The following is a 12,819-nucleotide window of genomic DNA, read 5'->3' as shown; positions in this document are numbered from 1 at the left end:
CGTTGGCCAGGCGAGAGTCCGCGGCTGCGGGACCGGGGAGCCGTGCGCTCGTCGTCGACCTCATCAGGTCGGCCGGCCCGATCAGCAGGGTCGAACTCGTCGAGGCGACCGGGCTGACCCAGCCGACCATCTCCAACATCGTGCGCCGCCTGCTCGACGACGGCGTGGTGCGCGAGACCGGTGACACAGTAGCGACCGGCGGCAAACCACGCACCATGCTGGTGATCAACTCGCGTTCAGCATACGGCGTGGGCATCCGCGTCGGCACCGACGCGTTGACGTGCGTGGTCACCGACACCCGGGGCGGCACCATCGGCCGCGAACTCGTCGCGGTCTCCGACGACCTGGTCGCCCAGCTCGTCGCGCTCTACCAGCACGTCACCGGCGGCCTCGGCCTCGCGCCGCAGAGCGTGGCCGGCCTCGCGGTCGTCGCGCCCGGCCCGGTCGACGTGGCGCGCGGCCGGTTCCTCGGCCTGTCCGGGCTCGAAGAGGTCGACCTGCGCCACGAACTGTCGGCGAGGCTGGGCGTGCCCGTCCTGGTCGACGGCGACGCCGCGGCCGCCGCCGTCGGCGAGTTCTGGGGCCGCCAGGTCTCCCGCGACCGCACCTTCGGCTGCCTCTACATGAACTCGGGCATCGGCTCGGGCGTCGTTCTGGACGGAGCGCTCCAACGCGGCGCGAGCTCCAACGCGGGCGAGATCGGCCACATGTCGGTGGTCCGCGACGGCGGCCCGTGCCGCTGCGGCAACCGCGGCTGCCTGGAGCTCTACGCCGCCCCCTCCGCCCTCGTCGCCCGCGCCCGCGCGACCCCCGGCCTGGCCGACCGCCTCGGCATCCGCCCCGACGACCCCTACTCACGGGCCTTCGACGTGCTCGCCCGAGCCGCCATCTACGGCGACGACCAGGCCCGCGCCCTGATCGACGAGTCGGCCTCCCTACTGGCCGACGGCGCCCTGACCCTGGCGAACCTGTGGGACCTCGACACTCTGGTGCTGGCGGGGCCGGGCTTCGCCGTCGCCGGTTCCCTGTACGTGAGCGAGATCCGCCACCGGCTCGCCACCCGCGCGTTCTCCCGCCGGATCCACCCGGTGCAGGTCGACCTGTCGAGCAACCCACGAGACTCGGCGGCCATCGGCGGCGCGGCCCTCGTCTTGCAGGGCTCGGTCGCGCCGGGCCACGGACCGCAGGTGGCTGTGCAGCCGGTCTGACCTGCTGGCTTGTGGGCGGGTTGAGAGCTCCTAACAACGTGAAGCTAGCTGAACCCGGCGCCGGTGCGGCGAGATGCATCGCCTGCATAGGCGGCACGTGGCAACGGCCAGTGGTCGGGCATCGGAGGACCTCTTAGTCGGTCTGACCTCGCCGCCTTGGGGGCGGGTGTAGCCGGTCAGGAACCTGCCGCCTGCCGCTGGGCCTCCTCCCATGCCCTCTCGGCGGCCGCGGGGTCCTTGAAGTACTCGTAAGCCCGGCTCGTGGCCTTGAGCACTGCGGGTTCGGCCGGTTCCGAGGGCCAGATCTGCAGGTAGTGGTCGTCGATGCCGCAGCGCTCTTCGTCGATGCCGCGCACGTGGTAGCGCAACCGGTAGGTGCCGGGACCGCCGGGGAGCGGCGGAAGTTGACGTGCGTCGTCGTCGCTCCAGTCGAGGGCCCAGCCGCCCATCACCAGCCGGCCCGAAGCCGAGCAGTAGTCGATCTCCACGACGTCGTCATAGCCGTCGAGATCGGCACCCGGATCACGGTCGGCGACGGTCACCGTGAACGGGATGTCGCCCCACTGGGTGGAGATCCAGAAGTCGGCGATGCCGCTGCGCACCTCGACATAGGCGACGTTCTGCTCCCCGTTGGAGGTGTCACCGAGATCATATTCGAGCAGGTGGACCTGGCCGCAGTCTTCGACGTGCAGCTCAAAGCGGAGGGTCTGCATTCCGTCTTCAGTCATGAGCACGGAGCGTAGAGGCCGCCACCGACAAACCCGCCGAGCATATTGTTGGGGTATGTCCACTGATCAGACGGTCTTACTCCAAAGGGAGAATTCCGATGCGACTCCGCTCGGGCTCCGGCCGGGAGAGGAGGCGACGTTCGGCCGGGGAAACGTCGACTTCTCCCTCGACCATCCCGAGGTCTCGCGCCTCGCCGGGGCCATCTCCGCTGTTCAGGACTTCTGGCTGCTGACCAATTACAGTCACGACGCCACACTCGTCGTGGAAAATCCGGAAGGCGGCGGCGAATTCCTCAAAGTCGCCCCCGGAAGGGCCGCCGCCCCCATTCCGTTTGAATTCGCCCGGGTCGTTCTCCCGGTCGCCGTCGGTGAATGCACGTTTCTCGTCTTCGCCTCGCAGCACAGTTTCGTCGACCGCGTCCGCCCGCGCGAAGGCGAGCCGACGCTGTCGATGTTCTCGCTGGACGAGACCGCCAAATACTTCCTCGTGCTGGTCGCCCTCTGCGAGCCCAGGCTGCGCGACTGCGCGTCGTCGGTGATCCCGACCGTGCCGCAGATCCTCGACCGGGTCGGCGCCACCGACCTGACCCGCAGCGCCGTCAACTTCCACATCGACTACCTGGCCCGTACGAAACTCCGCGTCAAGCCACCCGAGGAGACGCGGAAGGCCGACTGGCAGCGGGCCGCGCTCGTGTCGATCGCGCTGCGGTTCGATCTCGTACGTGAGGAGCACCTGAAGCTACTCGACGGCTGAGGCGGGCAGATAGCGGTCCCGCGCCTGCCTGACCTGCTCGATGTGCGCGCGGAACCGCTCGGGGATCCCGCCCTCTTTCCTGACCGTGTCGTCGGAGCTGCGGAACGCCGCCGCCCCGAGCAGCCCCGGATCGCCGGGCACCGACGCGAGGAACCGCAACCGGCTGCACAGATAGCGCCCGACCGCCGGAATCGAGTCCTCCACCGTGAGCGGCGGCGGCAGGACGGTACCGCGCCGGTCGTTCGGCAGGTAGTAGGCCAGCACGGAGGGGGTCCAGCGGGCGATGCCGTATTCGTCCTTGGCCGGGTCGGACAGCGCGGGGTCGAAGCCGCTCTCGGCCTTCAGCATCCCGGCGATCAGCGCCGGGCTCACCCCGGGCTCCTCGCACATCGTGCCCGCTTCGACGATCAGCGCCTTGTACTGCCCGGGGATGTCGGTGGCCGCCGGGTTCAACCATCGGGCGTAGGGGTCGGCGGCGATCTGGACGGTCGAGGCCGCCGTACACCCCAGCACGAACAGCGCCGCCACCAGCGACCTGACGGTTCTGAGCATCGCGGGTGTGACGGGGTCGGGCGCGCCGTTGAGCACCCGCGCCCGGTGCAGCAGCTCGAAGGCGGTCGGCCGCGACCGCACGTCCCGGTCGAGACAGGAGGCGATCCACTCACGCCAGCCGTCGGGGATCGACGCGGGCAGGTCGAGCCCCCGATGCCCCGCGGCGTACTCGGCCGCCGCGACGTAACGCCCGCGCGGGGTCGGCGCCGCGAACGGATAGCGCCCGGTGAACAGCTGGCAGGCCGTCACGCCGAGCGCCCAGATGTCGGCCGACGTGCGCACCGCCTTCCCCCGCACGGTGAGGGGTTCGCTCCAGCGCTCGGGCGGCAGGTGGTCCATCGACCCGATCGGCGGCAGATAGCCGTGGGTGCCGTGGAGTTCGGCGCTGAGCCCGAAGTCGGCCAGCCGCACCGACCCGTCGGCCATCATCAGGATGTTGCTGGGCTTCAGGTCGCCGTGCACCCATTTCTCGGCGTGCATGTGGGCGAGGCCCTCGCAGATCTCGGCCAGGATGCGCGGCGTGTGGCGTACCGGAACCGAGTCCTGGAGCAGGTCGGCCAGGGAGCGCTCGGCCCGTTCGGTGACGAGCACACAGGCCCCGTCGAGCTCGGGACGTGCGGCGTCGTCGACGGTGAGGATCTCGTGCAGGCCGATGAGGCGGTCGTGCCGGAGCTGGTCGTGTAATCGGATCTCGCGCTCGGCCATGTCCTGGAGATGGCGCACCTGGCGGCGGGTGACCGTCCCGGTCGGCAGGAACTTCAGCGCCGACACGCGGCCACAATCGCGCCGGCCTTCGTAGACGCTGGCCCAGCTCCCGGAGGCGATCGGCCGGACGACCTCCCACTCCCCCACGCGATAACCGTCGGGTACCGCGACCGCCCAGGCCTCGTCCACCGTCACCCGGTCAGTGTGCCCCGCGGAGTGGTGCCGGTCCATGTGTGACCGGACCCTGGCACATTCAGGCAACCATGTGTAATTTCTGCGGAAGATCATAGAAAAGCACCATGGGCGGGGGCACATGGCTTTATCCGGGCTGCGCGAAAACAGCCGAACCCGATTATTCACGGCGTTACTGGCCACCGCCGTGGTCGCCGGCGCGGGCTGGGGCTGGGCGCGCGGACACGCCGACGCCTCGGCGCAGCGAGACGAAAGGGTGGCGTATCGGCTCGCGTTCCACTCGGCGGAACTCCGCGACACCGAGCCCCTCCTCTCCAGACGCCTCGCCCACGCGGCATTCGAGATCCATCCCGACGCGGCGACCAGAGCCCGGCTGATCGACCGGCTGATATTCAGCCATGATCTCTCGGGTCTGGCCGGCGAGGTGGCGCTGAGCTCCGACGGGCGAACCGCTCTGATCGATGACGGCTCGACGACCGAGGTCTGGGACCTGACCAACCTGCTCGACCCGGAGAGCCGCCGGGACATCGACCCGCGGGCCGTGTTGAAGGGAGACCCCGACTGGCGAGGCGAGATCGCACTCTCCGCTGACGGCCTGACCGCGATCACCTCGGATGAGCGGAAGAAGGTCGCGATCGTGTGGGACCTCGGCGATGGGACCGAGCCCGTCCGGCTCGCCACCCTGCCCGGCGACGACGACGGCGAGGAGCACACCTCGGCCGTGGACTCGGTGGCGTCGTCCGCCGACGGGCGCAGGGTGCTCCTCAGCCATTCCGACGGTGACCTGTTCGTGTGGGATCTGACCGACCGATCACGACCGGCGCGCGTGTCGGTGACGAAAGCGCACGACACCGTCATCAGCGACATCGGCCTCAGCGCGGACGGTCGCGTGGCCGTCACCGCGGCGGACGACGGCACGGTGCGGACCTGGGATCTCGCCGACCCGGCCAAGCCCGTCAAGTCGGCCGACCTCCTCTACGTCACGGAAAGCACGGCCGACGTGGCGATGAGCGCCGACGGACGGACGGTCCTGGTGGCGACACCCATCGGGCTCGACACGTGGCGTCTCGACGACCGGTCGCCACCCAAGCGCATCGCCCAGGTCGCCCCGCCTCCGGCCCTCTTCGAGGAAATCATGCAGCTGAACACCGTCGCCGCCCTGTCGCTGACCGCCGACGGCACGACCGCCCTGATAGCGGGGAGCACCCCCACCGGTTTCCTCTGGGACCTGTCCGACCCGTCCGCCCCCGTGCACCTGGCACAGGTGAAGGCGGAGGACAGCGAGATCCGCTCGACCGCGATCAGCGGTGACGGGGGCGTCGCACTGACCTCCGGGTCGGAGGGGGTCACGCTGTGGGACCTCCGCGAGCTGGACGAGATCGTCGCCGACCCGGGCGACGTGGCTTGCGACCACAACCCCGGCGCGGACATCAGAAAAGCCGACTGGGCCCGATTCATGGGAGACACCGACTGGTCGGACTACGGACCGACCGACCGTGACTTCCTCCCACTGTGTTTCCTCCGGCCATGAGGAACGTGAGCATGCTGGCGGCGCTCGGAATCCTGCTGGCCGCCATTCCGGTTCTGGGCGTCGGCTGGCTGCGCGAACACGACGCCTCTTCGGCCCGGACGCGCGAGGCGACGGCGTATCGCCTCGCGTTTCACGCGGCGGAGCTGCGTGACACCGATCCCGCCACCGCGAGGGATCTCGCGGCTGCGGCATTCAAGATCCATCCCGACGACCACACCCGGGGCCAGCTGACCGACGTGCTGGTGTGGTGGTGGAACCGGCAGCTGCCCACGGACCTGCCCAGCGGCGTGGCCCTGAGCGCCGACGGCCTGCGCGCCCTGGCCGGGTCCTCCGTCATGGACCTGACCACCTGGCTCGGGGGGAAGTACGAGATGAACGGCCCGATCGCCGCCCTGGAGGATTACCCCTCCGAACTGTCCGCCGACGGCCGGACCGCGACGACCACCGACGACGAAGACCGCGTGACCACGTGGGACCTCAGCGACCCGGCCAAGCCCGTGCGGGGTGGCACCCTGCGAGGCGCACCGGTCGACGCGCTGGCGCTGTCGGGTGACGGGCGGCTGGCGGTGGCCGGTGACAGAGACGGCAACCTGGCCGTATGGGATCTGTCCGACATCTCGCGTCCCGAGCGCCTGTCCGTGACCAAGGCGGGCAATTTCGGCTTCTACGACATCGCCGTCGACTCCGGCGGTACCAAGGCGGTCGTCGCGAACAGAGTGGGCGCGGTCCATGTCTGGAATCTCCGCGATCCGGCCGATCCCGTCGAATCGGCCGACCTCTCCAGTCCCACCGGCACGCAGACCCCGGTGGCGATGACCCCCGACGGGCGGACCGTTCTGGCGGGCCGGAAGAGCGAACTCGACCTGTGGCGCCTCGACGACGGGTCGCCGCCCGTGCAACTCGCCGAGTTCGAGGTGCCGTTGGAGTACGTCGAGAACCTGTCCCTGACCTCGGATGGCAAGACCGCCCTGATCAGCGGTGCGTACAGGTCCGCTTTCGTCTGGGACCTGTCCGACCCGGCCGACCCGGCCCGCCTGCTCGAACTGAACGGAGAGGACCGGGAGATCTCCTCGGCCGCCCTCAGCGCCGACGGCGGCATCGCGCTGACCTCCGGAGCGACCGGGAGCACCCTGTGGGACCTCCGCGATCTGGCCGAGATCGCCGCCGACCCGGGTGAGTGGTTCTGCGAGGGCCCGCGAACCGTCAAGATCGGCCAAGACGACTGGAACCGCTACGTGGGAGACGCCGACCTGCCGGAGTTCCGGTCCTACGACGAGGACGGCTACGAGTTCTGTCATCAGAGCTTCTGATGCAGGGACAGCCACGACAGCCCGTCGCTCGGCCCGTCGGGCCGCCAGGCGATCGGCATCTGGATCAGCACCGACAGACCTCGCCCCGACGACGGCTCGATCTCCACCGTGCCGCCGTGCAGGACCACCTGCTGGTGGATCAAGGTCAGCCCCAGGCCCGTGCCCGGGCTCCCCGCCCGGCGGCTGAAGCGGTTGAAGGCCTCCTGGTGTAGCTCGGGCGGCATCCCCGGCCCGTCGTCGGCCACCCGCAACAATGCCACGGTCCCCTCGACCCGTACCGTCAGATCGACCCGTACCGTCCCCCGGGGCCCGACGCCGTGGACGGCCGCGTTCTCCAGCAGGTTGTCGACGATCATGCGCAGCCCGTCGGGCCACCCCCGGACCATCGCCGATACCGGCAGATGCGCGACGAAGTGGGCGTGCCGGTGCCTGCGGGTCGCCTCCTGGACGGCCACCTCGCTCACCCCCGCCAGGTCGACGTCCTTCAGCGAGTCGGGTTCCATCAGCTCTCCCCGCGCGAGCTGCCGGAGCATGGTGATGAGCCGTTCGACCCGGGCCTGTTCCATCGCCAGGTCGCGGATCACCTCGACCCGCTCCCCGGGCGGGAGGTTCGGGTAGCCGAGCAGGGCGATGTTGCCGCCCATGCTGGTCAGCGGGGTCCGCAGTTCGTGGGCGGCCGTGGCGGCGAAGGCGCGGGCCGTCTCCAGAGCTTCGGCGGTGCGGTGGACGGCCTCGTCGCGGCGGTCGAGCAGGGCGTTGACCAGCCCGGCCAGTTCGTCGATCTCGCGGGCGCGGGTCTTGCGGGTCAGGCGGCCCTTGCCGGCCTTCATGTCCTTGGTGAGGCGGGCCAGCGGGCGGAGGGCGAACCGGCCGAGGGCGAGGCCGGCGAAGGCCCCGGCGGCCAGCGCGATCAGGGTGACGATCAGGAGCTGGTCGTACAGGTCGGAGATCTGGGCTTCGAGAGGGCCCTGCTCCTCGAAGACCCACAGGCGGCCCCGGCGGCCGAGGTCGGTGCTGAGGTAGCGCCAGGTTCCGGCCGTCGCGGGGGACGTGGAGGGGGCCGGCAGCCCGCCAGGCACCGCGCCGACGACCAGCGGCTGGCCGCGTACCGGATCGACGTAGGCGCCTTCGGTCAGGTCGCCCTCGGCGGGGCGGATGCGGACCGGGCGCGTCACGTAGTTGGTGGCGAGCGGGGTGAGCGCCTGGAGGCGCTGGGTCAGGCGCTGGTCGCGGGCGGTGTGCAGGTCTTCCACCGACAGGTGGACGACCAGGAGGCCCGGCAGCCCGACCAGCAGCGGCACCAGCAGGGCGACGCACAGGGCGAACCTGGTCGACAGTTTCATGATCGGATCCGGAGGACGTATCCGACGCCGCGGACCGTCTCCAGGATTCTCGGCTCGCCCTCGGCCTCGAGTTTGCGGCGGAGGTAGCCGATGAAGGTCTCGACCGCGTTGGCGGTCACCGCGAAGTCGTAACCCCAGACTCTTTCGAGCAGGGTCTCGCGGGACAGCACGATGCCGTTGTTCCTGGCCAGGACCTCCAGGAGGTCGAACTCCCGCCGGGTGAGGCCGAGCGGGCGGCCGTGGAAGACGGCGTCGCGGCCGTCGGTGTCGAGGACCAGGCCGCCGACCCGCACGCCCGAGCCGACCGTCGCCGGCCCCGACCGGCGCAGCAGCGCGCGCAGCCGCAGCGCCAGTTCGGTGAGGTCGAACGGCTTGACCATGTAGTCGTCGGCGCCGGCGGTGAGACCGGCGACGCGATCGGCGACCTCGTCGAGCGCCGACAGCATCAGGATCGGGACTTCCGAACCCCGCCGGCGCAGTTCGGCGCACACCTGGATGCCCGTCACGCCCGGCATCGAGACGTCCAGGACGATCGCGTCGACGTGGTCGGCGACCTCCAGTGCGGCCTGGCCGCCGCCGGCCGCCTCCACGGAGAAGCCTTCCAGCGTGAGCCCCCGCCGGAGCACCCTCAGGATGGCCGGGTCATCGTCGACGGCCAGGATCCGGTGTGCGCCCATACCGCATTTACCTCCTGGACCTGGGAGCTTAGGCCCTGCGGTTCACCGTGAAGGGGATGGTGGCCGGGTGGGACTTGGTCTTGCCCAGGTAGACCTTGCCGGTCGGCAGGACCTTGGTGTTGATGGTCAGGCCCGAGACGGTGAGGGTGTCGGCGCAGGAGGTGCGGAAGGAGAAGCCGTCGAGGCGGCCGTGGTTGACGACCTTGAAGGTGACGGTGAGCTTGTCCTCGGACAGCACGACCGAGTCCTGCTTCGACTCGAGCTTGACCCACTTGAAGTCGCGGATCGGGGTGTTCGAGGTGATCGTGCCGGTGTAGACCGTGGCCTTGCGCGGCGCCTTCTGCGTGATCCGCATGTGGAAGCCGTTCTTGTCGTGCCAGAAGTAGTTGCCGGCGCGCGAACCGGCGGTGAGGCCGGCGGGCTTGCCCTGCACCTGGCCGATCCACGGCGCCTTCTCGCACGGGTTGGCGTTGGTGGCGGAGGCCGGAGCGACGCCGACCAGGGTGGCGCCGGCCAGGGCCGCGCCGAGCAGAGCGGGAACGAAGGTGCTACGCCGCATGGGAGGGATTCCCTTTCGTGTGACCGGATGTGGCGATCGGGACGATAGGGACCCTTCTTGGCAAGATCCTGAGATTTCAGTCGACGAGCGAGTTCTCCGCCCGCCAGGTGTTGCAATCGGCCAGGTCACGCGTGGTGAAACCGCCGTTCATCCAGTACGTGGTGTCCTCCGGCGATCCCCAGTGACGCTCCTTGGACCTCTTCGCCACCGCGGCCTTCCAGTCGGCCGACTTACGCGGCATCGAGGCGTAGACACTGCCGGTGAAGGCGGCGGCGAAACAGAGGGACTGCTGGTAGAGGCGGCGGATGATCTCGTCTTCGGTCTCTTCCGCGCCGAGGTCCTCCGAGTCGGGGAGCGCCCGCACCCACGCCTTCTCGATCCCGGCGAGATACTGGACGTGCTCGGAGTAGAGCGTGGCGACCAGCGTGAAGAGCGACAGGTCACCCGGCGTGCGGCCGGTGAGCCGCTTGTCGAGGACGATGGTGATCGTCCGGTTGTCCGCGCAGTAGCCGTAGGACCACTGCTTCTCCCATTTGAGGTCGCAGTCCCAGATGGGATTCTTCGCCAGCAGCCGGAACTTCGGCTTCTTGAACCTGAACTTCGCCTTCCCCAATTGCTTGGCCCAGACCCGGTCGAGGCAACCGGCGACGACCTCGACATAGGCCTTGGCGGTCGGAAAGTGGTTCTTCCGCCTGATCGGCTTCTCCGCGCACTTCGCACGCGGAATCGGCCCCGTCGAATAGAGGGCGTTCTCGGCGAGAACGGGGTCGGAGGAGGGGTGCGCGTTCGCGGGCGCGGAAAGGCCCGTGACGGCGACGGCCGCCACCAGACCGGGAATGAAGATGCGTCTCACAAACCCAAGATCGTGGCGGCCCGCCGTAGGTCGCACAAGACCTTTCACGCCACCAGTCGATCGGAGACGACCCAGGTGTTGCAGTTCTCGGGGTCGCGGGTGTTGAAGCCTCGGTTCATCCAGTAGGCGATGCTCTTGGCCGTCCCGTTGTACCAGCTCGCCTCCCGGCCCTTGATCCGGACGATGAACTTCCAGTCGGCCGAGTTACGCGGCATCGACCGGTAGACGCTACCGGTGAAAGCGCCCGAGAGGCAGAACGACTGCAGGTACAGGCGGCGGACGAAATGGGGGATGATCTTCCTCTCCTCGTTGGGCACGATCTCCCTGAACGCGCCGAGGATCCCCATGTGCCGCTGGACGTGGTTGCCGTAGAGATTGCCCATGAGGGTGAAGATGTAGAGGTCGTCCGGCTTCTTGCTGAGCATTTTCCAGTCGAGGACGATCATGATCGTCCCGGTGCGGTCGCAGTAGGCGAAGATCTGGTTCTTCTGCCAGCCGGCTCCGCAGAACGTGCGGGGATCCTTGGTGACCAGCGAGAGTTTCGGCTTCTTGAAGGTGACGCCGGCCTTGGCGAGCTGTTTCGACCAGACGCGGTCGAGGCAGCGCGCCACGAAGGTGACATAGGCCTTGGCGGTCGGCGCGTGGTTGATCCGGGAGATCGGCTTCTCCGCGCACGTCGAACGGGGAATCGGGCCCGTCTCGTAGAGGGCGTTCTCGGTGAGTCCCACGTCGTCGATGGGGTCGGCGTAGGCGGGGGTGGCCGTCACCAGGGATAAGAGCAGGGCGAAAAGCAGGATGCGTCGCACGGGTCACGCCACCAGTCGGGTCGGAGCGGTCCAGGTGTTGCAGTTCTTCGGGTCGCGGGTGTTGAAGCCGCGGTTCATCCAGTGGGCGATGTTCTCGGCGGAACCCGCCTCCTTGCTTTCGATCGTCGTCCATTCGCCCACGATGTATTTCCACTCCGACAGCCGTCGCGGCGTCGACCGGAAAACGCTCGCGGTGAAGGCACCGGTGAGGCAGTACGTCTGGAGGAAGACGCGGCGGAGGACCTCGTTCTGGGCGGCCTCGTCGTCCGGCCACGCCTTGTCCGTGGCCCGCTGGATTCCGGTGAGGTACTGCACGTGCTCGCCGTATCTGCTGGAGACGGCGGTCCAGATCCACAGGTCGTCGGGGTCGACGTCGAGCAGCGTCCGGCCGAGGACGACCAGGATCTCCTTGTCGCTTTCGCAGTAGTCGTCGTAGGCGCCCTTCTCCCACTTCCACCCGCAGTAGCGCGCCGGGTTCTTCGTGAGGAGTTTGAGCCTGGGTTTGGTGAACCTGATGCCCGCCTTGGCGAGCTGTTTCGACCAGACGCGGTCGAGACACCCGACCAGGAAGGTGACGTAGGCCTTGGCGGCCTTCACGTCGTTGCGTTTTTCCACCGGCTTCTCCGCGCAGGCCGACCGCGGAATCACACCGGTTTTATAGAGGACGTTCCCCGTGAGCCGGGGGTCGGCGGGAGCGGCCGCCACCAGGGATAAGGCGAGAGCGGGGATCAGAATGCGTCGCACAAGATCCATATGGTGCCAGAAAGGGCCCGTGGCGCGTTTCCGCCACGGGCCCTTTTCTGTGTACGACGTCACGCCACCAGCGAGTTCGAGACAATCCAGGTGTTGCAGAATTTGGGATCGCGCGAGGTGAAACCGCGGTTCATCCAATAGGTGATGCTCTTGACGCTCCCGAGGGCCTCACCGTTGAGGAACTTGGCGTGCGCCTTCACGATGGAGTTCCACTCGGAGGTCTTACGCGGCATCGACGGGAAAACGCTGCCCGTGAAGACGCCGGAAAGACAGAAGGCCTGGAGGAAGACGCGGCGGTTGGTCTCGTCGAAGCCGGGCTCGTCCTCCTCCGGCAGGATCTTCCACATCGCCGTCTCGATGCCGGTGAGGTACTGCACGTGCTCGGCGTAGGCGTTGGAGAGCGACGTGAAGATCCACAGGTCGTCGGGGCCGAGGTTGAGGATGGTCCGGTCGAGGACGGCCATCAGTTCCCTGCTGCTCTCGCAGTAGTCGATGTCGCTCGTGTTCGTCCACTTGATCCCGCAGTAGCGGGCGGGGTCCTTGGCGAGCAGCTTGAGCTTGGGCTTCTTGAACTTGATGCCCTTCTTCGCCAACTGCTTCGACCAGATCCGGTCGAGACAACCCACCACGAAAGTGATGTACGCCCGGCCGGCGGCGGCGTTGTTGCGCTGCTTGATCGGCTTCTCGGCGCAGACGGAGCGGGGGAACGCTCCGGTCGAATAGAGGGAGTTCTTGGTGAGCTTGGGGTCGGTGGCGGGGTCGGCCGCCGCCGGGGTGGCCAGTCCCGCGAGGACGGCGACTAACGCCAAGCCGGAAATCAGGGTTCGTCTCACAAGGCCCACATCGTG

At 68.7% G+C, this 12,819-nt stretch carries 13 protein-coding genes; 4 read left to right on the top strand and 9 right to left on the bottom strand.

Annotated elements, in window-relative coordinates; translation table 11 throughout:
* Positions 1–2 precede the first annotated feature (2 nt).
* A complete protein-coding gene (locus ACYQ78_RS30005) occupies positions 3–1,208 on the top strand; it encodes an ROK family transcriptional regulator (protein ID WP_459804314.1) in 1,206 nt (401 codons plus the stop codon).
* A gap of 176 nt (positions 1,209–1,384) precedes the next feature.
* On the opposite strand, the gene ACYQ78_RS30000 is transcribed toward ACYQ78_RS30005, so the two are convergent.
* Positions 1,385–1,936, bottom strand: a complete 552-nt coding sequence (locus ACYQ78_RS30000) for a hypothetical protein (RefSeq protein ID WP_459804313.1) — start codon at positions 1,934–1,936, stop codon at positions 1,385–1,387.
* Positions 1,937–1,991: 55 nt separating this feature from the next.
* On the opposite strand from ACYQ78_RS30000, the gene ACYQ78_RS29995 reads away from it, so the two are divergent.
* On the top strand, positions 1,992–2,690 hold the full coding sequence (locus ACYQ78_RS29995) for a hypothetical protein (RefSeq protein ID WP_459804312.1): 699 nt from the start codon (positions 1,992–1,994) through the stop codon (positions 2,688–2,690).
* Here ACYQ78_RS29995 and ACYQ78_RS29990 read toward each other — a convergent pair.
* Entirely contained in the window at positions 2,676–4,142 is a 1,467-nt protein-coding gene (locus tag ACYQ78_RS29990) for a protein kinase domain-containing protein (RefSeq protein ID WP_459804311.1), read from the bottom strand. The two genes, ACYQ78_RS29995 and ACYQ78_RS29990, sit on opposite strands and share 15 nt — an antisense overlap.
* A 118-nt stretch (positions 4,143–4,260) precedes the next feature.
* Between ACYQ78_RS29990 and ACYQ78_RS29985 the strand changes: the two genes are divergently transcribed.
* Complete coding sequence (locus ACYQ78_RS29985) at positions 4,261–5,670, top strand: WD40 repeat domain-containing protein (protein ID WP_459804310.1); 1,410 nt, start codon at positions 4,261–4,263, stop codon at positions 5,668–5,670.
* Complete coding sequence (locus tag ACYQ78_RS29980) at positions 5,667–6,980, top strand: WD40 repeat domain-containing protein (RefSeq protein ID WP_459804309.1); 1,314 nt, start codon at positions 5,667–5,669, stop codon at positions 6,978–6,980. Before ACYQ78_RS29985 ends, ACYQ78_RS29980 begins: the two co-directional genes overlap by 4 nt.
* Here the strand turns inward: ACYQ78_RS29980 and ACYQ78_RS29975 are convergent.
* The 7 genes from ACYQ78_RS29975 to ACYQ78_RS29945 form a co-directional block, all read right to left on the bottom strand.
* Positions 6,968–8,323 carry a sensor histidine kinase gene (locus ACYQ78_RS29975; RefSeq protein ID WP_459804308.1) on the bottom strand — a complete coding sequence of 452 codons (1,356 nt, stop codon included), beginning with the start codon at positions 8,321–8,323 and terminating at the stop codon, positions 6,968–6,970. The two genes, ACYQ78_RS29980 and ACYQ78_RS29975, sit on opposite strands and share 13 nt — an antisense overlap.
* Positions 8,320–9,000, bottom strand: coding sequence for a response regulator transcription factor (locus ACYQ78_RS29970; RefSeq protein WP_459804307.1), 681 nt, complete (start codon positions 8,998–9,000; stop codon positions 8,320–8,322). The genes ACYQ78_RS29975 and ACYQ78_RS29970 overlap by 4 nt, the downstream gene beginning before the upstream one ends.
* Positions 9,001–9,028: 28 nt before the next feature.
* Positions 9,029–9,559, bottom strand: coding sequence for a hypothetical protein (locus ACYQ78_RS29965; RefSeq protein ID WP_459804306.1), 531 nt, complete (start codon positions 9,557–9,559; stop codon positions 9,029–9,031).
* A 76-nt stretch (positions 9,560–9,635) separates the two neighbouring features.
* Positions 9,636–10,412, bottom strand: coding sequence for a hypothetical protein (locus ACYQ78_RS29960; RefSeq protein ID WP_459804305.1), 777 nt, complete (start codon positions 10,410–10,412; stop codon positions 9,636–9,638).
* Between the two features lie 44 nt (positions 10,413–10,456).
* On the bottom strand, positions 10,457–11,218 hold the full coding sequence (locus ACYQ78_RS29955; RefSeq protein WP_459804304.1) for a neutral zinc metallopeptidase: 762 nt from the start codon (positions 11,216–11,218) through the stop codon (positions 10,457–10,459).
* Positions 11,219–11,221: 3 nt separating this feature from the next.
* A complete protein-coding gene (locus ACYQ78_RS29950; protein ID WP_459804303.1) occupies positions 11,222–11,962 on the bottom strand; it encodes a neutral zinc metallopeptidase in 741 nt (246 codons plus the stop codon).
* A gap of 68 nt (positions 11,963–12,030) precedes the next feature.
* Entirely contained in the window at positions 12,031–12,780 is a 750-nt protein-coding gene (locus ACYQ78_RS29945) for a hypothetical protein (RefSeq protein WP_459804302.1), read from the bottom strand.
* Positions 12,781–12,819 lie beyond the last annotated feature (39 nt).

The sequence above is a fragment of the Herbidospora sp. RD11066 genome, assembly GCF_054661255.1.
Note: the sequence above shows the minus strand (reverse complement) of the source record. Positions and strands in the feature narration are given on the sequence as shown.